Origin of the sequence: Streptomyces sp. NPDC085524 (assembly GCF_044541755.1) — a bacterium.
Taxonomy (GTDB): domain Bacteria; phylum Actinomycetota; class Actinomycetes; order Streptomycetales; family Streptomycetaceae; genus Streptomyces.
This window is the reverse complement of sequence record NZ_JBITTH010000011.1, coordinates 104,395-125,236: the sequence shown is the minus strand read 5'-3', so window position 1 is coordinate 125,236 and position 20,842 is coordinate 104,395. Positions and strand designations below refer to the sequence as shown.

The following is a 20,842-nucleotide window of genomic DNA, read 5'->3' as shown; positions in this document are numbered from 1 at the left end:
CCCCCTTCCCGCGCCGCGCGTCGATCAGGCATGCCCCGGCACGCCCCCGCGCCCCGCACCAGAACAGGAAACGGAACACACCACGTGACGAGTGACACCCCGGGGCCCGCCCCCGAGCTGAGCGGCCGGATCCGCGGCGGTCCCGCCGAACTCCTCCACGACGAAGTCCTCGCCCCGCAGTTCGGGTTCGAGTCACGCCACCTGCTGCGCCACTACGTCGCCATCGAGAAGACCCTGGCCGCCGAGTACGTCCGCATGGACCTGATCACCGCCGAGGAGGCCCACCGGATCGCCGTCCTGCTGGACGCCGTCGGGCCCGACACCCTCAGCGCGCAGCCCGGCGCCAACATGTCGGACATCGCCTTCGCCCTCGAACGGCACGTAGAGGCGGGCCTGCCCGCCCCGGTCACGCACTGGCACGCCGACCGCAGCCGCAACGACCTCCAGGCCTGCGCCCAGGTGATGTACGGCCGTGACCAGCTCGCCCGATTCGCCGACGCGCTCCTCGAACTCGGCGCGGTCGTACACCAGTTGGCGCAGGAGACCTGTGACCTGCCCATGCCGGGGTACACCCACTTCCAGGCCGCCCAGATCATCACCCCCGGCTTCCACCTCGCCGCGCTCTCCGAACACCTGCTGCACACCCACGCCCGGCTGCTGAACGCCTACGACGGCATCGACGCCTGCCCGCTGGGCGCCGGCGCCATGGCAGGGCAGGAACTGCCCTGGGACCGCGACCGGATGGCCCGGCTGCTCGGCTTCTCCCGGCCGCAGCCCCACGCGCTGACCGCCGTGGCCTCGCGCCGCTGGAGCGCCGAACTGACCGCGGAACTCAGCCTGCTGGGCACCGCCCTGAGCCGCTTCACCACCGACCTGCTCACCTGGGGCGGCAGCGAGTACGGCTTCATCGAACTGCCCGACGAACTGTCCGGCATCTCCTCCGCCATGCCGCAGAAGAAGAACTACCCGGTCCTGGAACGCATCCGCGGGCGCACCGCCCACCTGACCGCCTTCCACTTCGACGTGCTCCTGGGTCAGCGCAACACCCCCTTCTGCAACCTCGTCGAGGTGTCCAAGGAGGCCGGCACCCACCTGCTGAACGCCTTCGACTCGGCCCACGGCACCGTCCGCCTCCTCACCGAGGTGCTGCGCAGGCTCACCTTCCGCGCCGACCGCATGCGCCAGGTGTGCGAGCGCGAGTTCCTCGGCGGCTTCAGCCTCGCCAACGCCCTCTGCCTCACCGAAGGGGTGCCCTGGCGCACCGCCCAGGTCGTCGCCGGGAAGTACGTCGTGCTCGCCGCGACGGCGGGCGCCGCCCCCGCCCCGGGCGAACCCGCCCTGCTGGCCGAGGCGGCCGCCGGACACGGCATCACCCTCGCCGACCCCGCCCGGCTCCTCGCCGAGGCCTTCGACGTCGGCCGGGGCCTGGAGCGCATGGTGTCCACCGGGTCGGCCCGCCCCGACGCCGTCCGCGCGGTCCTGAGCACCCAGCAGGAGACGTACGAGCAGCTGCGCGCCGACTGGCGGACGCGCGCCGCCGCGCTCCGCGCGGGCGCCGAGGAGGGCGACCGCGCCCTGTACGGAGCGCCCGACGACACGACCCATGAGGAGGACGGCGATGGGACCCGCACCCGCGTACAGCACGCCCACTGACACCGTCGCAGGGGCGGCCGCCGTCCCCGTCGGCCCCGGCTCCGGCAGCGCCTTCGGCACCTTCGGCGAACTGCTCCAGGGCGCCCTGCCCCACCCGCAGGGGGATTTCCTGGTCACCTTCCCCCTCGCCCGCTGGGCCACCGCCGTGTTCCGCCCCGAGCCCGGCCGCCGCGGGGTCCGGGTGCGCCCGGCGCACAAGGCCAAGTCCCGCCGTGTCGCCGAGGCCGTCCTCGCCGCCCTCGGCACGGCGGACGGCGGCCTCCTGGAGGTCGCCGGGGACCTGCCCGAGGGCAAGGGCCTCGCCAGCTCCTCCGCCGACCTGGTCGCCACCGTACGGGCCGTCGGGGCCGCCCACGGACGCGCCTTCACCCCGGCCGAGACGGAGGACTTCCTGCGCGGCATCGAACCGGCCGACGGGGTCATGTACGACGAGATCGTCGCCTTCCACCACCGGGAGGTGCGCCTCGGCCGCCGGCTCGGGGTGCTGCCGCCACTCGCCGTGGTCGCCCACGACGAGGGCGGCCAGGTGGACACCGTCGCGCACAACCGGGGCGCCCGGGCCATCGACGCCGCCGACCGGGAGGAGTACGCGCTCCTGCTGGACCGGCTCACCGACGCCGTGGCCCTCGGCGACCTCGCCGAGGTCGGCGCCGTCGCCACCCGCAGCGCCGAGATGAACGCCCACCGTCGCCGGCGCGCCGGATTCACGCAACTGCACGCCCTGTGCCGCGAGGTCGACGGCCTGGGCCTGGTCCTCGCCCACAGCGGCACCATGCTCGGCGTCCTCCTGGAGGCGAACGACCCGGCCCTCGCCGGCAAGACCGAGCACGTCCGGGCCGGCTGCGCCGCCCTCGGCGGCGAGGTGTCCGTACACCGCTCCCTCGGCGCCGACGACAGCTGGAGCCCGACGGCCGCGCCCGCCCACCCCACCGAGCTGGAGATCTGACCATGCTGTTCGACACCGTGACGGACGCGATCGGCGCGACCCCGCTGGTCCGGCTGCGTCTGGGCGAGGCCCGGGGCGTGGAGGTCTACGCCAAGCTGGAACTGCAGAACCTGTTCGCGATGAAGGACCGCGTCGCCCGCAACATCCTGCTGGAGGCCAGGCGGCTGGGCACCCTGAAGCCGGGAGACCCCGTCATCGAGAGCTCCTCGGGGACCATGGCCCTCGGCGTCGCCCTCGTCGGCCGCTCGCTGGGCCACGAGGTGCACATCGTCACCGACCCGCGGATCGACCCCGTCACCCTCGCCAAACTCCGAGCCCTGGGCTGCCGGGTGCACGTCGTCGAGGCGATGACCAGCCACGGCTGGCAGAGCGCCCGCCTGGAGCGGCTCGCGGAGCTGCTCGCCGAACTGCCCGGCGCCTTCTGGCCGCAGCAGTACACCAACCCCGACAACCCCGGCGCCTACCGCACCCTCGCCGGTGAACTCCTCGCAGATCTCGGCCGGTTCGACACCCTCGTCGGGGCCGTCGGCAGCGGCGGCTCCCTGTGCGGCACCGCCCGGGCGCTGCGCGAGAGCCTGCCCGCCCTGCACGTCGTGGGAGTCGACTGCGTGGGCAGCGCCCTCTTCGGCCAGCCCGACGTACCGCAGCGGCTGCAGAGCGGGCTGGGCAACAGCCTGCTGCCCAAGAACCTGGACCGCACCCTCGTCGACGAAGTGCACTGGCTCAACGACCACGAAGCCTTCGCCGCGACCTGGGACCTCGCCCGCGAGCAGCAGATCTTCGGCGGCAACACCTCGGGCTCCGTCTACCGGGTCCTCACCGGCCTCGCCGACCGCGCCGAGCCCGGGAGCCGGATCGTCGGCATCCTGCCCGACCGCGGCGACCGCTACGCCGACACCGTCTACAACGACGAGCACTGGGACGCCCACCGGCTCCGCGAGGTGCCCACCGCCACCGCGCCGGCTCCGCTCGGCCCCGAGGGGACCGCCCGCACCTGGTCCACCCTCGCCTACAGCCCGCCCGCCGGGATCCGGCGGCACCTGCTGTTCGTGGAGTCCAACACCACCGGCACCGGCATGCTCGCCCTGGACCGGGCGCGCGAACTGGGCACCGTACCCGTCCTGCTGACCGGCGACCCCGACCGCTACCGGGGACTCGCGGACACCGGCGCCGAGGTGGTGCGCTGCGACACCAACTCCGACGCCGCCCTGCGCGCCGCCGTACAGGAGCGGTTCCGCCGCGAGGAGATCGCGGGCGTCACCACCACCAGCGACTTCTACGTACCGGCCGCAGCCCGGATCGCCCAGTGGCTGGGCCTGCCCGGCAACCCGCCCGACGCCGTGGCCGTCTGCCGCGACAAGGCCGCCCTGCGCGAGAGGCTGGAGGCCGCGGGCGTCCGCCAGCCGCGGTACGCCCTCGTGCGCGAACCGGCCGGGGCGGCGGAGGCCGTCGCCCGCACCGGACTGCCCTGCGTGGTCAAGCCGGCCGACGACTCGGGTTCCACCAACGTCCTGCTCTGCGCCGACGCGTCGGAGGTCCGCGCCCAGATCGAGAAGATCCTCGCGATCGACACCAACGTACGGGGCATGCCCACCGCCCGCACCGTCCTCGTCGAGGAGTACCTGGACGGGCCGGAGTACAGCGTCGAGATGTTCAGCGGGGAGGGGCGGACCGTGTGCGTCGGCATCACCGCCAAGTCCGTGACCGCCGGCCCGCACTTCGTCGAGCACCGCCACCTCTTCCCCGCCCCGCTGCCCGCCGCGACCGCCCAGCAGATCACCGAGACGGTGACGGCGGCCCTGGACGCGGCCGGGATCCGCCTGGGAGCCACCCACACCGAGGTCAAACTGACCGCCGAAGGGCCCGCCCTCATCGAGATCAACCCGCGCCCGGCCGGCGGCATGATCCCCGAACTGATCCGGCTCGCCACCGGCGTCGACCTCCTCGACGCGCAGCTGCGCACCGCCCTCGGCCTGCCCCCGCACCTCAAGGCCGAGGGGGCCGGCCACGCCGGGATCCAGTTCGTCCTCGCCGACGCCGACGGCACCCTCGCGGCCGCCCACGGCACCCGGGAGGCCGCCGCCGTCGAAGGGGTCGAGTCGGTGCTGGTCACCGCCGCCCCGGGCACGCCCGTACGCAAGCCCCGCAGCGCCTCCGACCGCCTCGGGCACGTGATCGCCCGCCATCCGGAGCCCGAGGGCGTGCACGCCGCCCTCGACGCGGCGCGGGCCCTGCTCCGCCTCGACATCGAGGCCGAACCCCGCTCCTGATCCTCCGCCGTACCTGTTCCGACGACGCGCCGTACGACCCCGTACGACCGCACCCGACCCGAAAGGCGAACCGCCATGAGCAACCCCTTCGAGAACGACAACGCCACCTACGTCGTGGTCCGCAACGACGAGCTCCAGCACTCCCTGTGGCCCGCGGCCAACCCCGTCCCGGCCGGCTGGACCGTGGTGCACGGCCCCGACGGCCGGCAGGCCTGCCTGGACCACGTCGAGCGGGTCTGGACCGACATGCGCCCCGCCTCCCTGGTGGCCGCCCTCGCCGGGTACGCGCCCCGTGGCTGAGCCCGTCCACCCCACCGGGCAGTCGGCCGGCACCGGAAGCGACACCGACACGGGCGCCGACCCCGTACGGACCCTGCGCACCCTCTTCGCCCAGGTCCTCGGCCGCACCGAGGTCGACGCGGGCCACAGCTTCACCGGGCTCGGCGGCGACAGCATCCAGGCGATCCAGGTCGTCAGCCGCGCCCGCGCGGCCGGCCTCGTCGTCAGCACCCGCGACGTGCTCCGAGCCGAGAGCGTGAGCGCGCTCGCCGCCACCGCCCGGGCCCACGGCCGGGCGGGGGAGAGCGCCGGCCCCGCCGTGCCCCCGCGCCGGCTGGGCCCGCTGGCCCCCACCCCCATCATGGGCTGGCTCGCCGAACTCGGCGGTCCCGTCGACACCTACAACCAGTCGCTCGTCCTGCGCACCCCGCCGGGCTTCGGGGCGGCCGCCGCCGAACGCACCGTCCAGGCCCTCCTGGACACCCACGAGATGCTCCGCCTGCGGCTGCCCGACGGGATCGGGGCCACCGGCGCCGAACCGGTCGTCCCACCCGCGGGCTCCGTCGCCGCGGCGGACCTGACCGAGCACGTGGACGCCCGCGGGACCGGCGAGGCGGAACTCCCCGCCCTGACCCGGGAGCGGATGCGGGCCGCGCGGCGGCTGCTCTCCCCCCGCGACGGCCACATGCTGCGCGCCGTACTCCTCGACCGGGGAGCCGGACAGCAGGGACGCCTCGCGCTCGTCGTCCACCACCTCGTGGTCGACGGCGTCTCGTGGCGGATCCTCCAGGACGACCTGCGGACCTGCGCGGCGGCCCTCGCCGAGGGCCGCGAGCCCGTCCTGGAACCGGCGCACACCCCCTTCGCGCACTGGGCCGACCTGCTGCGCGCGGAGGCCACCTCCGGCCGCCGGACCGCCGAGGCCGACCGCTGGGCCGCCGCCCTGCGCGAGGCCCCGCAGCCCCTCGCCGGGGTCCGCCCGGCCGGCGGCCTCGCCCCCGAGACCCCGGACAACACCCTCACCCTGACCCTCGGGCCGGACGTGACGGGCCCCCTGCTCACCACCGCGCCCGGACTCGTCAACGGCACCGTCAACGACGTCCTGCTGACCGCCCTGGCCCTCGCCGTGCTCGGCCGGCGCAACGCCGACGGCGAGGACGGGGCGGACGAGGAGGGTGCCGTCCTCGTCGACGTCGAGGGCCACGGCCGGGAGGACGTCGCCGACGGCACGGACCTGTCCCGCACCGTCGGCTGGTTCACCACCGTGTTCCCCGTCCGCCTCGCGCTGGGCCGGCCCGACCTCGACGAGGCCCGCGCCGGCGGACCCGCCGTCGGCGCCGCCCTGCGCCTGGTCAAGGAGGAGCTGCGCGCCGTACCGGACAAGGGCATCGGCTTCGGGCTGCTGCGCCACCTCAACTCCCGTACCGGGCCGGACCTCGCCGCACGCGGCATCCCCCAGATCGGCTTCAACTACCTCGGCCGGTTCCCGATGGGCGGCGACGCCCCCTGGGACGCCGCGCCCGGGCACGCCTTCGCCCTGGACGACGCCGAAGAAGGCCTGCCGATGGCCCACGCCGTGGAGGTCAACGCGGCCGCCCACGAGGGCCCGGACGGCCTCACCCTCAGCGCCACCTGGACCTGGGCGGGCAACGTCTTCCCGCGGAACCGGGTTCACGACCTCGCGCAGGAGTGGTTCACCATGCTGCGCGCCGTCGTCACCCACGCCGCCCGCCCGGACGCCGGCGGGCTGACCCCCTCCGACGTCTCCCTCGCCCAGGTCAGCCAAGCCGACCTCGACTCCTTCGAATCCCAGCTCGGAGCCCTGCTGTGATCCCTCTGTCCCACGCCCAGCAGCGGCTGTGGTTCCACGCCCGGGACGGCGCCGACGGCGCGCTGTACCACATCCCGATCGGGCTGCGGCTGCGCGGAGCCCTCGACCGCCCGGCCCTGCACGGCGCGCTCGCGGACGTGACCGACCGCCACGAGGCCCTGCGCACCGTGTTCCCCGACGAGGCGGGCCGACCCCACCAGCGGGTCCTGGACCCCGCGGACGCGGCTGCGGTACTCACGGTCACCGTCTGCCCGCCCGCCGAGCGCGCCCGGCAGGCCGCGGAAGCCTCGTCGCGGCCGTTCGACCTCGCCGCCGAACCGCCCCTGCGCGCCCACCTGTTCACCGACGGGGCCGAGGACCACTACCTGCTCCTGGTCCTGCACCACATCGCGGGCGACGGCCACTCGGTGAACGTCCTCGTCCGCGACCTGGCCGCCGCCTACACCGCGCGGTGCTCCGGCCGCCCGCCCGAATGGCCCGAACTGCCCGTCCAGTACCCGGACTACGCCCTGTGGCAGCGCGAACTCCTCGGCCCGGCCCAGGACCCCGCCTCCCTACACGCCCGGCTGCTCACCCACTGGGCGGCCGCCCTGGACGGCCTGCCCGAGGAACTGGCCCTGCCCGCCGACCGGCCGCGTCCGGCCGTGGCCGGCCACCGGGGCGCACTGGTGGAGGCACGGACCGACGCCGCGGTCCACGCGGGGCTGGCCGCGCTGGCCCGGGACGGCCGCGCCACGCCGTTCATGGCCGTCCAGGCGGCCTTCGCGGTCCTGCTCACCCGCCTCGGAGCCGGCACCGACCTGCCGCTCGGCTGCCCCGTCGACGGCCGCGACGACGAAGCCCTCACCGACCTCGTGGGCCTCTTCGTCAACACCCTGATCGTGCGCGCCGACACCTCCGGCGACCCCGCCTTCACGGAGGTGCTGGGCCGGGTGCGGTCCGCCGCCCTGGAGACGTACGCCCACCAGGAACTGCCCTTCGAATCGCTCGTCGAACGCCTCAACCCGGCCCGCTCGCCCGCCCGTCACCCGCTCTTCCAGGTCGCGGTCTCCGCCCAGCGCACCGAGCCGCAGGTCCCCGCCTTCGCGGGGCTGGCCGCGCAGGTCGAGGCGGTCCGCACCGACACCGCCAAGTTCGACCTCACCCTGGAGGTCGAGGAGCTCCACGACCCGGCCACCGGAGAACCCCGGGGCCTGGCCCTCGGCCTGGAGTACGCGAGCGACCTGTTCGACGAGGCGACGGCCCGGCGCCTGCTGGACCGGCTCGTCCACCTCATCGGAGCCGTCGTCCGCGCACCCGGGACACCGCTCTCCGCACTCGACGTCCTGCTGCCCGGGGAGCGCGCCGACCTCCTCGAGCACTGGCAGGGCGCACCCGTCGCCGCCGACGCCCGCACCGTCCACGGGGCCTTCGAGGAGCGGGCCGCCGCCCATCCCGGACGCGCCGCCGTGCTCTGCGCGGGCCGGGAGACGACGTACGGCGAACTCGACGCCTCGGCCGACCGGATCGCCGGGCGGCTGCGCGCCCTCGGCGTCCGCCCGGGCGAGTCGGTCGCCGTACTGATGGACCGCTCGGCCGACCTCGTCGCCGCCTGCCTCGGCATCCTCAAGGCGGGCGCCGCCTACCTGCCGCTGGACGCGCGGGCCCCGCGCGCCCGTACCGAGGCCGTGATCACGGCGGCCGCGGCCGCCGTCCTCGTCACCGACCTCCCGGGCGGCGAGCCCGTACCGGCGGGTCCACGCCACGTACTGCGCCCGGACGGGGCCGTTGCCGACGCGGCCGCGGACGCCGCGACGGCCGGGCCCCCCGGGCATCCCGACGCGCTCGCCTACCTGATGTACACCTCCGGCTCCACGGGCACCCCCAAGGGCGTGGCCGTCTCCCACCGCGAGGTCGTCGCCCTCGCCACCGACGGGCGCTGGCGCGGCGGCGCGCACGAACGGGTCCTGTTCCGCTCCCCGCACGCCTTCGACGCCTCCACCTACGAAATGTGGGTGCCGCTCCTGAACGGCGGCCTGGTCGTCGTCGCGCCGCCCGGCGACCTCGACGTCGACGCGCTGGCCCGGCTGATGACCGAGGAGGAGGTCACCGGGACCTTCCTCACCGCCACCCTCTTCAACGTCCTCGCCGACCGCTGCCTGCCCGCACTCGGCACGCTGCGCGAGGTGATGACCGGGGGCGAGGCCGCCTCGCCGTCCATGGTCCGCCGGGTCCGCGAGGCCTGCCCCCGCACTACCGTCACCAATGCCTACGGCCCCACGGAGACCACCACCTTCGCCGCGACCTTCGCCGTCGGCCCGGGCCAGGAGGCCCCAGACGGCCAGGTCCCCATCGGCCGGCCGCTCGACGGTACGCAGCTCCACGTCCTGGACGAGCGGCTCGGCCTCGTGGCACCCGGCGTCATCGGCGAGCTCTACATCGCCGGCGCCGGACTGGCCCAGGGCTACCTCGGCCGGGCGGCGCTGACCGCCGAACGCTTCGTCGCCTGCCCCTACGGCCCCCCGGGCGCCCGCATGTACCGCACCGGCGACCTGGCCCGCTGGAACACCGACGGCCAGGTCGAGTACCTCGGCCGCGCCGACCGGCAGGTCAAGATCCGCGGACTGCGCATCGAACCCGGTGAGATCGAGCATGCCCTGGCCGCCCACCCGGCAGTGGGACAGGCAGCGGTCACCGTCGTGGAAACGGCCGCCGGACCCGCGCTCGCGGGCTACGCGGTCCCCGCCGAAGGAACCCCCGCACCCGACCCGCGGGAACTGCGCGAACACCTGCGCGCCCGGCTCCCCGACTACATGGTGCCCGCCACCCTCACGCTGCTGGACGCCTTCCCCGTGACGGCCAACGGCAAGACCGACCTGACCGCCCTGCCCGCGCCGGACCCGGCCACGGCCGGCGCCGCCGGGGCCCATCAGGAACCGCGCACCGACGACGAGCGCGCCCTGTGCGCGATCTGGGAACAGGTCCTCGGCCTGCCGAGGATCGGCGTCCACGACAGCTTCTTCGACCTCGGCGGGCACTCCCTGCTCGCCACCCGACTGCTCGCCGAGGTCACGGCGCGGTTCGGAGCCGCCGTCGGCATCCGCCAGTTCTTCACCGGCCCCACCGTCGCCGAACTGGCGGCCGCCCTGCCCGCCGCCGCAGCCGCCGGCGCCACCGCGCAGGACCCGCCGATCGTCCGCCGGGCCCGCCGCACCCAGACCGCCTGACCACAGAAGGAACACCACCGTGAACCACCCGCCGTCCACCCCCGACCCGGCCGCCGCACCTGCGGCACCCGCCGCACGGTCCGTGGTCGAGGACGTCCTGCCGCTCTCCCCGCTCCAGGACGGCATCCTCTTCCACGCCCTCTTCGACGAGGACGAACGCGACGTCTACGTCGCCCAGCTGCTCCTCGACCTCGACGGCCCCCTCGACGCGGACCGGCTGCGCGCCGCCGCCGACACCGTCCTGGAACGGCACGCCAACCTCCGCGCCGGCTTCCTGCGCCGCGCCACGGGCGAGCCCGCCCAGGTCGTCCAGCGGGGCGTACGGGCCCCCTGGCAGGAGACGGACCTCTCCGGACTCGGCACGGCCGAGCGCGCCGCCGCCGTCGACACCCTCCTCGCCGAGGACCGGGCCACCCGCTTCGACCTCGCCCGGCCGCCGCTGCTGCGCTTCACCCTCATCCGCACCGGCCCGCTGTCCCACCGGCTGCTGCTGACCTACCACCACATCCTGATGGACGGCTGGTCCTGGCCGGTCCTGGTGCGCGAACTCCTCGCCCTGCACCACGCCGACGACGCGCCCCTGGGCCCGGTCACCCCGTACTCCGCCTTCCTGGGCCGGCTCCACAGCCGCGACACGGCCGCCGCCCAGGACGCCTGGACCCGCGCCCTGGACGGCCTCGCGGGCGGGACCCGCACCGCGCCCGTGTCCCCGCCGCCCGGCTCGGTCCTGCCCGACCGCGTGGAGACGTACCTCCCCGAGTCCCTGACCGAGCGGCTCGGCGCGCTCGCGCGCGGCCACCGGATCACCTCCGGAACCCTGCTCCAGGGCGCGTGGGCGCTCCTGCTCGGCCGACAGATCCGCTCCGAGGACGTGGTCTTCGGCGCCATCGTCAGCGGCCGCGACCCCGAACTGCCCGGCGTCGCCGACATCGTGGGCCTGTGCATCAACACCGTGCCGGTCCGCGTGCGGATCGACCCCGCGGAGTCCCTCGTCGCCCTGTTCGAACGGCTCCAGGACGAGCAGGCGCGCCTCATCGACCACCACCACCTGGGTCTGGTCGAGATCCAGCGGCTCGCCGGAGCGGGGGAGCTCTTCGACTCCTGCGTCGCCTTCCAGAACTACCCGGTCGACGAGGCCGGCCTCGCCGCCCTCGGAGCGGGCGGGCTCCGGGTCACCGGAGTGGATCCGTACGACGCCGCCCACTACCCGCTCTCGCTGACCGCCATCCCCGGTGACCGGCTGCGCCTGCAGATCGACTACCGGCCGGACGTGTTCGAACGGGACACCGCCCAGGCCCTGCTCGAACGGCTCGCCCGGCTCCTGGAAGCCGTCGCCGACGACCCGTCGTGCCCGGTGGGCACCGTGGACCTGCTCTCGCCCGCCGAACGCCACCGCGTCCTGGTCGAATGGAACGACACCGCGCGCGACGAGCAGTACGCGGAGGCAGTCGAGCGCGTACGGCAGCAGGCCCAGCGCCGGCCCGACGCCGTCGCCACCACCGACGAGGCCGGGCGCGAGCTGCGCTACGCGGCCCTCGTCGCCCGCGCCGACGCCCTCGCGCTGGCCCTCCTCGCCGACGGCGTGCGCCCCGGCGACCTCGTCGCGGTGCTGAGCGAGCCCACCGCCCGGGTCCCCGTCGCGCTGCTCGGCATCCTCGGCGCCGGAGCGGCCTACGTCCCCCTCGACCCCGAAGGCCCCGTCACCCGTACCGCCGACCTCCTCGCGAGCGGCGGGATCGCCCGCCTGCTGGCCGCCCCCGAACAGCGGGCCCGCGCCGAGGAGATCGCCGCCGCCGTCCCCGGCGGCCTGCCCGTCCTGGTCATCGACGACGCGGCCGCCGCCGCCGCCGTCGGCGAGCGGCCGGCCCCGGCCGGCGGACCCGACGCCCTCGCCTACGTCTGCTTCACCTCGGGCTCCACCGGCAAGCCCAAGGGCGCCATGGTCCACCGCCGGGGCATGAACAACCACCTCCTGGCCAAGGTCGAGGACCTCGGCCTCGGCGACGGCGACCGCGTGGTGATGAACGCCCCGCTCACCTTCGACATCTCCGTGTGGCAGATGCTCGCCCCGCTGATCACCGGCGGACAGGTCCACCTGGTCACCCGCGACACCGCCCGCGACCCGGCCGCCCTCTTCGACGACGCCGCCCGCCGCGGGATCACCGTCCTGGAGACCGTGCCCTCCTTCGTCCGCGCCGCCGTGGACCTCTGGGACACCGGCGTGCTGCCGCCGGCCCTGCCCGAGCTGCGCTGGTTCATCGTCAACGGCGAGGTGCTGCCGCCCGAACTGTGCACCCGCTGGTACGCGCGCCACCCGAAGGCCGCGATCGTCAACGCCTACGGCCTGACCGAGTGCTCCGACGACAACACCCACGCCTTCATCGGCCCCGACGTGCACGCCCAGCTGGAGCACGGCCGGCTTCCCGTCGGCCGCCCGCTGCGCAACAACACCCTCTACCTGCTGGACGCCGCGCTCGCCCCCGTACCGCCCGGCGTGCCCGGCGAACTCTTCATCGGCGGCACCGGAGTGGGCCCCGGATACCTGCGCGACCCGCGCCGCTCCAGCGAGCGCTACGTCCCCGACCCGTTCTCCGCCGTCCCCGGCAGCCGCATGTACCGCACCGGCGACCTCGCCCGGATGCGGGCCGACGGCCAGCTCGACTTCCTCGGCCGCCAGGACCACCAGGTCAAGGTCCGCGGCAACCGCATCGAACTGGGCGAGGTGGAGACCGCGCTGCGCGCCGTGCCGGGCGTCGGCGAGGCCGTCGTCGCCGTCGACCGGGACCAGGCGGGCCAGCAGCGGCTCATCTGCTACTTCACCGGCACGCCCACCGCCGAGGAGGTCCGTACCGAACTGGGCAGGAACCTGCCCAACTACATGGTCCCGTCGCTGTTCCTGCACCTGCCGCGGTTCCCGCTCACCGTCAACGGCAAGCTGGACCGCAAGGCGCTGCCCGACCCGGCCACCGTGCACCGGCCGGCCGGCCGGCTGCCCGCCACGCCCGCCGAAAGGACGGTCTGCGAGATCTTCGCGTCCGTCCTCGGCCTCCAGGAGGCCGGCATGGACGACGACTTCTTCGCCCACGGCGGCCACTCGCTGCTCGCCACCCGGCTCGCCGGCCGCATCGGCACGGAGCTGGGCGTACGACTGTGCATCCGCGACCTCTTCGAGACGCCCACCCCGGCGGGCATCGCCGCCCGCCTGGCCGAGGCCGCCACCGCACCCGCCCGCCCGGCCCTGCGCCCCCGCTCCCGTGATCAGGACTGACCAGACGTGACCGCGCGGCCGGGCGCCTTCGGGCCCCTGGCCGCGCGGTCACAGGCCGCAGCCCCCGCGAAGACCCCGCCCGTACCCCCAGGAGACACCACCACCATGAGTCCCACCGATACCACCCCCGTGCCCCAGCGCATCGCGCACCGGGCCGGGCTCACGCCCGAGGCCACCGCGGTCCGCGCACCCGAAGGGGAGCTGACGTACCGGCAGTTCGACCGGCGGGCGCGCGCGGTGGCCGAGGAACTGCGCGCCGCCGGCGCCGGGCCGGAGGACACCGTGCTCCTGGGGGTGCGCCGGGGCGCCCACTGGGCGGTGGGGCTGCTGGGGATCTGGTACGCGGGCGCGGCCCCCCTCCTGGTGGACCTCGATGCCCCCGACGAGCGGCTGCGCACCCTGCTGCGGGCGGCGGGGACACGGCACGCGGTCGCGCAGGACACCCACGCGGCGGCGATCCTGCAACGCCGCACCGGGAGCGAGCTGCTGTGGGCCTCCACCTCGACCGCGGCCCCCGCGTCGCAGGCCCCGCCCGCCGACGTCGCCGCCGGCTCCCTCGCCTACGTCCTCTTCACCTCCGGCTCCACCGGGCAGCCCAAGCCCGTGGCGGTCGGCCACGCCGGACTCGCCGCACAGGTCGGCACCCTGGCCGAACGCTACGGGCTGACCGCCGAAGACGCGGTCCTGCAGTTCGCGGCCCCCGCCTTCGACGTCAGCCTGGAAGAGGCCCTGCCCACCTGGTGCACGGGCGGCACGGCCGTCTTCGTCAAGGACAACGTCCTCTCGCCCGCCGAGCTGGAGCCGTTCCTCGGCGAGGAGCGGATCAGCGTCGTCAACCTGCCCACCCCGTACTGGTCGCAGTGGGCCAAGGACCTGGAGCGCTCCCCGCGGCCGCTGCCGTCCGCACTGCGCCGCGTGGTGATCGGCAGCGACGCGGGCCGTACCGCGGACCTGGCACGCTGGACGGCCGCCGGCCGCCCCCCGGTGATCAGCTGCTACGGCCTCACCGAGTCCACCATCACGGCCACGTCCTACGAGCCGGGACCGGCCGAACCGGCCGCCTTCGCGGGCGACGAGCTGATCCCGCTCGGCGAACCGCTGGCGGGCGTACGCGCCTACGTCCTCGACGAGGAGCTGCAGGAGGCACCCCCCGGCGCCGCGGGCGAGCTGTACCTGGCGGGTTCCTGCCTGGCGCGCGGCTACCACGGCCGGCCGGGCCTGACCTCCGAGCGGTTCGTCGCCGACCCCTTCGCCGAAGCCCCGGGCGAGCGCATGTACCGCACGGGCGACCGCGTCACCCGCGCGCCCGGCGGCCCGATCGTCTTCCTCGGGCGCGCCGACGATCAGGTCAAGATCCGCGGCCACCGGGTCGAACTCAAGGAGGTGGAAGCGGCCGTGGCCGGCCACCCCGATGTCGTCGACGTGGTCGCCCGCGCCACCCGGGGGGCCGACGGCCCGCAGCTGGCCGCCTGGGCCGCCGTCACCCCCGGCAGCACCCTCACCCCGGACGCCCTGCGCCGTCACCTTCTGGCCAAGGTGCCCGGGTACCTCGTACCGGCCGTGGTGACTCTGATGGACAGGCTGCCGCGGACCCCGGGCGGCAAGCTCGACCCCAGGGCGCTCCCCGCGCCCGACGCCCGATGAACCAGCAGCCCGCGGACCCGGTCCGCGACCAGACAAGGAACGCACCCGTGTCCGTCACCACCGACGAGTCCGCCGAGCCGACAGAGTCCGCCCAGTCCGTGCAGGCAGTGCAGGCAGTGCAACGCCGGTGGCGCAGGGACTTCCGGCTCTTCATGTCCTCGCACATCTGCAACGAGCTGGGCGGCAGCATCACGTACGTGGCCCTGCCGCTGATGGCGGTGCTCACCCTCGACGCCTCGGCGTGGCAGGCCGGTCTGCTGTCCGCCGCGGAACACGCGGCGTTCCTGCTGCTGGGACTGCCCGCCGGGGCCTGGGTGGACCGGATGCGCAAGCGCCGCGTGATGATGGCCGCCGATCTGGCGCGCGCCGTCCTGCTGACGGCGCTGCCGGTGGCCTACCTGCTGGACCTGCACTCGATGCCGCTGCTGTACGCGGTCGCCCTGCTGCTCGGCTGCGCCCGGCTCTTCGGTGACGTGGCCGATCAGAGCTACTTGCCGACCCTCATCGGCAAGGACACCCTGATCGCGGGGAACTCGAAGCTGGAGACGGTGCGTTCGGGAGCCGAGTTCGCGGGCCCCGGCATCGCCGGCTTCCTGGTGCAACTGCTGGGCGCGGCCGGGACGCTGGCCGGGCAGGCGGTCACCTCGATGGTGTCCGTGGTCCTGCTGGGGCGGATCGGGGCCCGGGAGGAGCAGCCGGAGCCCGGCCCGCGCCGGCACCTGCTCCGTGACATCCGGGAGGGGCTGGGGTACGTCCTGGGCCACCGGATCCTGCGGCTCATCGCCCTGAACACGGCTGCCGTGAACCTGTTCCTCAGCGCGGTGATGGCGATCGAGGTGCTCTTCCTGACCCGGACGGTGGGGCTGCCGCCCGCGGCCATCGGCTGGGTGCTGACGACGGCCACGATCGGCTCGGTGCTCGCGGCCACCGCCGCGGACCGGGTGACCCGGGCCGTCGGCGCGGCCCGGCTCACGTGGCTGTCCCTGCTGGTGACCATGCCCTTCGGGCTGCTGCTCCCGCTCGCCGACCACGATTGGCGGATCGGCCTGTTCGTGCTCGGGTCACTCGTCCAGTCGGCCGGCGTCACCCTGTACAACATCTGCCAGGTCACCTACCGGCAGACGGTCTGCCCGCCGCACCTGCTCGGTCGGATGACCGCCACCATGCGCTTCCTGGTGTGGGGCGTGCTGCCCCTGAGCGGCCTGCTGGCGGGACTCCTCGGCGAACTGCTGGGCGTGCGGAACGCGCTGTGGCTGTGCGCCGCCGCCCTGTCGGCGGCCCCGCTGGTCCTGCTCTGCTCCCCGTTGCGGCGGATGCGCGAGTTCGAGGACGACGCCCCGAAGGCCGGGGCCGGGGCCAGTGCCGGGGGCCCGCGGCCGGCTCAGTAGCCCAGCCGGAAGGCGATGTGGGTGAGCTGGGTCCGGTTCACCGCGCCGGTCTTGCTGCGCAGCCGGCGCAGGTAGGTGTCGACGGTGTGCGGGCTCAGCCCCATCCGGCAGGCGATCATCCGGTACGTGTCCCCCTGCGCGAGGTAGGCGAGCACCTCCAGCTCGCGGGGGGTCAGGGCGGGCAGCTCCGGTGCGCGGGCGGTGAGCGTGGTGTGCAGCATGTGGGGCTCCGGATTCCGGATCGAAGGTGGAGGGGAGTGGCGAGCGGCGGGGCTCGGCGCCCCCGGTGACGGTGCGATCACGCTGGTTGTGATCGCACCGTTTCGGACGTCCGGGGCCTGAAGTGGCCGGACACCCGCTGCTGTTCGTCGGGTACAGACTTTCGCCCTGCATATCCTGGCGCCAGGGGGCGGGCACCTCACCAAAGTGCCTGGCAGTAAAGCGACCAGGGGTAAAAAGAGCAGGGTGGGGCAATGTGGACATCTGACGTGGTGCTGGATCCGAACAACTCTGATGTTGACATCGATGTCTACGGCTGGGTGCTCGAGCACCGCACGGTGGACGTGGACGCGGTGGCCGCCGGTACGGGGCACGACGCGGACGAGGTCCGGCGCAGCGTGGCACGCCTGCGCGCCTCACGCCTGCTGCACGTGAGCCCGATCGACCCGGCGGTGGCCTTCGCGGTGGCCCCGGACACGGCCGCCGAGCAGCTCGTCGCGCCCCTGGAGGCGCAGATCCGCGAGCAGCAGCGGGAGATCAGCGGGATCCGCGAGGACCTGGGGCGCTTCCTGCCCCACTATCTGGGCCGCCGCTCCACGGGGGAGTCGCTGGAGGTCCTGGAGAGCCTGGAGGACGTGCGCGGGGCACTCAACCGGGCGTCCCTCAACTGCACGACCGAGATGGTCAGTTCGCAGCCAGGTGGCGGCAGCAGGGTGCCGGAGGCGATGCAGGAGGCGCTGCGGCGGGACGAGACGATGCTCCAGCGGGGGATCTCGATCCGGACCCTCTACCACCACACGGCCCGCTTCAACGGGCCGAGTCAGGCCTACGTCGCGGCCGCGTCCGCCCTGGGGGCGCAGTACCGCACCGCACACGAACTGTTCGGCCGGCTCATCGCCTTCGACCGGGAACTGGCCTTCATACCCGTCTCGGACGGCAGTTGGGGCGCCGTGGTCATACGTGAGCCCTCGACCGTCGCGTACCTGTGCGACATCTTCGACCAGACCTGGGACCTCGCCTCGCCGTTCTCGGCCGCGGCGGGCCAGGGGCTCGAAGAGGTGGCCCGCGAGATCCACGAGACCATCATCCGGCTGCTCGCGGCCGGGCTGAAGGACGAGGCCATAGCGCGGCGCCTGGGCATGTCGCTGCGCACGGCCCGGCGCCACATCGCCGACATCATGCAGGAGCTGGGTGCGGGCAGCCGCTTCCAGGCCGGTGTGGCCGCCGCCGCGCGCGGCCTGCTGGACCTGGGGGCGGATGTGGACGGCGAGCCGGTACCGCCTTCCTGACCTGGTGTCACGCGTTCTCGTGTCTGTCGCGGGCGGCGGGCGTGTCGCATGCTGCTGGGATGGGAGCTGCGGAGCAGCCGAACAAGAGGGGCACACGTGATGGACATGCCGGATGAAGCCTGTGAACGGGAGGCCCTGCACCTGCGGGAGATCGTCCTGTTCCTCTCGGTCCACCTGGACCGGGCGCCGGGTGTGCTGTGGCCCGAGTACGACAACCCGGCGTTCGGCGACGCCGATGACGTCGATGAAGCAGATGAAGCAGATGAAGCCGACGGCACCCGTGGCGTCGGCGGTGCCGGGGTGCGCCCGGCGCAGGTGGACCGGTTCACCGCCGAACTGGCCTCCCTGACGGGCCTGTCGGTCCGGTTGGACCGGGTCGAGACGGCCGGGTCCGCCCCGGGCGTCGGGGTGGACTCCGTCTGGACCGGGCAGCCCGGGGTCCGGGAGCACCTGCTGATCCACCAGATCGCCGGCGCCGTGACCTGGCAGCTGACCGGGACCGGCGAGAGCGGCCGGCCGGAGTCCTTCCAGTGCCGGCTGCTGCCCGGCGAGCTGCTGTACGTACCGGCCCGGTGGTCGCGCAGGTGCGTCGCGGCACCGGAGGCGCAGTACGCCGTCATCTCCCTCAACGGTGCGGGTGACTGACGGCTCGGTGTACGAAAGGGGGGAGGGAGGATCGCGCCGCGATCCTCCCTCCCCCCTTTCGTACCGTCGGCCCCTACGGGCCGGGGTGATCAGCCGCCCCAGGAGCTGTCGTTCGTGTCGCGCAGCCGCCCGTTCGTCGTGGCGCCGACCGTCACCACGTGGCCGCCCGGCGTGACGATCTGATGCGGAGTCTGGGGGGTGGCCGTGCTGCCGTCGCCCCCGGTGGTGGTCGTCACGGTGGTCGCGGCCGAGGTGTCGTCGGCGGCCTGAGCGGCGCCGGCGGGCAGCAGCAGAGCGGCCGCGGTCACGGACAGGGCGATGACGTAACGCTTGAGCATGGGTTCCCCAGGAGTACGAGCGGTCTGGTCTCGGCGCGAACCGCTTTGTGGGCCGTCCGCGCCGGTCGGTGCATGACCAACCTTGCCGTGCCCCGGGCACTTCGGTGATCGATCAGACTGTTCATCAAGCTGCCTGGCGCGATGGTGAGGGGCCGCAAATCCTCTCATGTCTCACTTATTCGGTCAGGATTCCTGCCCCTACCGCGGCCGGCGGGCCCACCTCGCGCCCGACCGGCGCCTCCGCGGCCTCCCCGGCCTCCGCGGGGACCCGGGCGTCGAGCTCCCGCCACACCGGGAAGACCAGCGGCGCGAGCGTGACCGCGAGGTACAGCGCCCCCGTGCCCAGCAGCGCCGTCACCAGACCCCGGACGTCCAGGGCCAGCCCCGCACCGAGCATCCCCAGCGGGGTCGCCGCCAGCGCGGCGGCCACCAGCAGACCGAACACCCGCCCGCGGACCTGCTCGGGCACCCGCTCGTAGGCGACCGACATCATCAGCGGACCCACGACCCCCGATCCGATGCCGGACAGGGCCAGTACCGTCAGCAGCACCGGCACCGGGGGCCCGGCGGCGAGTGCGGCACACCGCAGCGCCCCGACGAGGACGAAGGCCCCGACGAAGACCGCGCGCCGTGGCATCCGGTGGCCCGCCCAGCCGTACAGGGTCGCCCCGATCAGCGCTCCGGCGCCCATGGCGGTCACCATCGCCCCGAACAGGGCGCTGCTGCGCAGCACCTGGGTCCCGTACGCCGGATAGAGCACGCCGTTCAGCGCTCCGTCCAGGGCGTTGGTCAGCATCAGGACCCCCACCATCGCCCCCAGGAGCCGGTCCCTGCGCAACTGCCCCAGCCCGAAGCGCAGTTCCTGCGCGTAGGAGCCGTGCGACGGTACGCCGTCGGCCGCCCGGGCGCGGGCCGACGCCGGCACCGAGGTCGCCACGAGGAGGGCGACCAGCACCATCGCCGCCACGTCCGCGTACAAGGTGCGCACCGGGCCGACCGTCGCGATGAGCAGCCCGGCCAGCGGCGCCCCCGCCATCATGCCGATCCGGCGGGCTCCCTCGACGGCGCCCGTGGCCCGCTCCGCCGTGACCCCCGCACGTGCCATCGCCCCCGGCAGGAGCAACTGCTTGGAGGTGTCGGAAGGCCCGCGCGCGGCCCCCATCAGGAAGACCAGGACGATCAGGACGGGCAGGGGCAGGGCGTCCCAGGCGTGCAGGAGCGGGATCAGGCTGATCGCCGCGGCCGTCGCCAGGTCCGCTCCGATGCTCGTCGCGCGCACGGGCAGCCGGTCGACCACCGGACCCGCGAACACGGCGGAACAGAGCAGGCCCAGCACCTCGGCGGTGGCGACGAGACCCGTCCGGGTGCCGCTGCCGGTGCTGTGCAGGACGAACCAGGGCACGGCGACCAGGGTCGCCGCCATGCCGAGCGAGGAGATCCCGGAGGCGGCCACCAGGGCGGCCAGCGGGGTGCGGCGGCGCGGTGACGCGGAGCCGCCGGGGTACGAGCTGGTCATACGGGGTTCCTTCCGGCACCGCCGCGCCGCCCGGCAGCCCGCGGTGGGGTCTGCCGGGCGGCGTGGTGCCCGGGGGTCGTCGGGTCAGCCGGCCATGCTCACGCGGAGGCTGAGCGGGCGCATGTCGGTCCACACCCGCTCGATGTGCGCGAGGCACTCCTCCTTGGTGCCGCGCACGCCCCGGTCGTGCCAGCCGAGCGGGACCGGCCGGCCGGCCTCCCAGAGGGAGTACTGCTCCTCGTCGTTGGCGACGACCAGGTACTGCTGCGGGGACGACTCGTTCACGGTGTTCTCCTCGAGGGATCAGGAATGCGGAAGGGTCTTCGGGGTACGGCGCTTCAGAAGGGTCA

General features: G+C 74.6%; 15 protein-coding genes. 11 read left to right on the top strand and 4 right to left on the bottom strand.

Translation table 11 applies throughout. The features are described 5' to 3' along the window. Nucleotides 1–84: 84 nt before the first annotated feature. The 9 genes from ACIGFK_RS18940 (at nt 85) to ACIGFK_RS18900 (ending at nt 16,485) form a co-directional block, all read left to right on the top strand. Nucleotides 85–1,653, top strand: coding sequence for an argininosuccinate lyase (locus ACIGFK_RS18940; RefSeq protein ID WP_400052720.1), 1,569 nt, complete (start codon nt 85–87; stop codon nt 1,651–1,653). Continuing rightward, nucleotides 1,619–2,599, top strand: a complete 981-nt coding sequence (locus tag ACIGFK_RS18935) for a kinase (protein ID WP_400052718.1) — start codon at nt 1,619–1,621, stop codon at nt 2,597–2,599. Before ACIGFK_RS18940 ends, ACIGFK_RS18935 begins: the two co-directional genes overlap by 35 nt. 2 nt (nt 2,600–2,601) lie before the next feature. Then, nucleotides 2,602–4,869: a pyridoxal-phosphate dependent enzyme gene (locus tag ACIGFK_RS18930; protein WP_400052716.1), complete on the top strand. Its 2,268-nt coding sequence runs from the start codon at nt 2,602–2,604 to the stop codon at nt 4,867–4,869. Between the two features lie 75 nt (nt 4,870–4,944). Beyond that, complete coding sequence (locus ACIGFK_RS18925) at nt 4,945–5,169, top strand: MbtH family protein (RefSeq protein WP_400052714.1); 225 nt, start codon at nt 4,945–4,947, stop codon at nt 5,167–5,169. Continuing rightward, complete coding sequence (locus ACIGFK_RS18920; RefSeq protein ID WP_400052712.1) at nt 5,162–6,979, top strand: condensation domain-containing protein; 1,818 nt, start codon at nt 5,162–5,164, stop codon at nt 6,977–6,979. The genes ACIGFK_RS18925 and ACIGFK_RS18920 overlap by 8 nt, the downstream gene beginning before the upstream one ends. Then, the gene (locus ACIGFK_RS18915) at nt 6,976–10,185 is read left to right on the top strand and encodes an amino acid adenylation domain-containing protein (protein WP_400052710.1); all 3,210 of its coding nucleotides are present in this window, start codon (nt 6,976–6,978) and stop codon (nt 10,183–10,185) included. The genes ACIGFK_RS18920 and ACIGFK_RS18915 overlap by 4 nt, the downstream gene beginning before the upstream one ends. A gap of 19 nt (nt 10,186–10,204) precedes the next feature. Beyond that, nucleotides 10,205–13,453, top strand: coding sequence for an amino acid adenylation domain-containing protein (locus ACIGFK_RS18910; RefSeq protein ID WP_400052708.1), 3,249 nt, complete (start codon nt 10,205–10,207; stop codon nt 13,451–13,453). Between the two features lie 105 nt (nt 13,454–13,558). Further along, a complete protein-coding gene (locus ACIGFK_RS18905) occupies nt 13,559–15,097 on the top strand; it encodes an amino acid adenylation domain-containing protein (RefSeq protein ID WP_376662226.1) in 1,539 nt (512 codons plus the stop codon). A 47-nt stretch (nt 15,098–15,144) separates the two neighbouring features. After that, on the top strand, nt 15,145–16,485 hold the full coding sequence (locus ACIGFK_RS18900) for an MFS transporter (protein WP_400052706.1): 1,341 nt from the start codon (nt 15,145–15,147) through the stop codon (nt 16,483–16,485). Here the strand turns inward: ACIGFK_RS18900 and ACIGFK_RS18895 are convergent. After that, the gene (locus ACIGFK_RS18895; protein ID WP_376662224.1) at nt 16,479–16,706 is read right to left on the bottom strand and encodes a response regulator transcription factor; all 228 of its coding nucleotides are present in this window, start codon (nt 16,704–16,706) and stop codon (nt 16,479–16,481) included. The genes ACIGFK_RS18900 and ACIGFK_RS18895 overlap by 7 nt on opposite strands. Before the next feature lie 252 nt (nt 16,707–16,958). Between ACIGFK_RS18895 and ACIGFK_RS18890 the strand changes: the two genes are divergently transcribed. Next, nucleotides 16,959–17,993 carry a response regulator transcription factor gene (locus ACIGFK_RS18890; protein WP_376662223.1) on the top strand — a complete coding sequence of 345 codons (1,035 nt, stop codon included), beginning with the start codon at nt 16,959–16,961 and terminating at the stop codon, nt 17,991–17,993. 99 nt (nt 17,994–18,092) lie between these two features. Continuing rightward, nucleotides 18,093–18,638, top strand: a complete 546-nt coding sequence (locus tag ACIGFK_RS18885) for a hypothetical protein (protein WP_386466024.1) — start codon at nt 18,093–18,095, stop codon at nt 18,636–18,638. Between the two features lie 89 nt (nt 18,639–18,727). Here the strand turns inward: ACIGFK_RS18885 and ACIGFK_RS18880 are convergent, their stop codons facing one another. The 3 genes from ACIGFK_RS18880 to ACIGFK_RS18870 form a co-directional block, all read right to left on the bottom strand. After that, nucleotides 18,728–18,976 (bottom strand): hypothetical protein, encoded by a 249-nt coding sequence (locus tag ACIGFK_RS18880; RefSeq protein WP_376658993.1) that lies wholly within the window; start codon nt 18,974–18,976, stop codon nt 18,728–18,730. Between the two features lie 175 nt (nt 18,977–19,151). Further along, nucleotides 19,152–20,492 (bottom strand): MFS transporter, encoded by a 1,341-nt coding sequence (locus ACIGFK_RS18875; protein WP_400052703.1) that lies wholly within the window; start codon nt 20,490–20,492, stop codon nt 19,152–19,154. 84 nt (nt 20,493–20,576) lie between these two features. Next, nucleotides 20,577–20,777, bottom strand: coding sequence for an MbtH family protein (locus ACIGFK_RS18870; RefSeq protein ID WP_400052701.1), 201 nt, complete (start codon nt 20,775–20,777; stop codon nt 20,577–20,579). Nucleotides 20,778–20,842: the final 65 nt, after the last annotated feature.

Bases quoted from the DNA above. Each gene is read 5' to 3' on its own strand.
- ACIGFK_RS18935 (WP_400052718.1), top strand. From the start codon at position 1,619: ATGGGACCCGCACCCGCGTACAGCACGCCCACTGACACCGTCGCAGGG.
- ACIGFK_RS18930 (WP_400052716.1), top strand. From the start codon at position 2,602: ATGCTGTTCGACACCGTGACGGACGCGATCGGCGCGACCCCGCTGGTC.
- ACIGFK_RS18925 (WP_400052714.1), top strand. From the start codon at position 4,945: ATGAGCAACCCCTTCGAGAACGACAACGCCACCTACGTCGTGGTCCGC.
- ACIGFK_RS18905 (WP_376662226.1), top strand. From the start codon at position 13,559: ATGAGTCCCACCGATACCACCCCCGTGCCCCAGCGCATCGCGCACCGG.
- ACIGFK_RS18895 (WP_376662224.1), bottom strand. From the start codon at position 16,706: ATGCTGCACACCACGCTCACCGCCCGCGCACCGGAGCTGCCCGCCCTG.
- ACIGFK_RS18890 (WP_376662223.1), top strand. From the start codon at position 16,959: ATGTGGACATCTGACGTGGTGCTGGATCCGAACAACTCTGATGTTGAC.
- ACIGFK_RS18885 (WP_386466024.1), top strand. From the start codon at position 18,093: ATGGACATGCCGGATGAAGCCTGTGAACGGGAGGCCCTGCACCTGCGG.
- ACIGFK_RS18880 (WP_376658993.1), bottom strand. From the start codon at position 18,976: ATGCTCAAGCGTTACGTCATCGCCCTGTCCGTGACCGCGGCCGCTCTG.
- ACIGFK_RS18875 (WP_400052703.1), bottom strand. From the start codon at position 20,492: ATGACCAGCTCGTACCCCGGCGGCTCCGCGTCACCGCGCCGCCGCACC.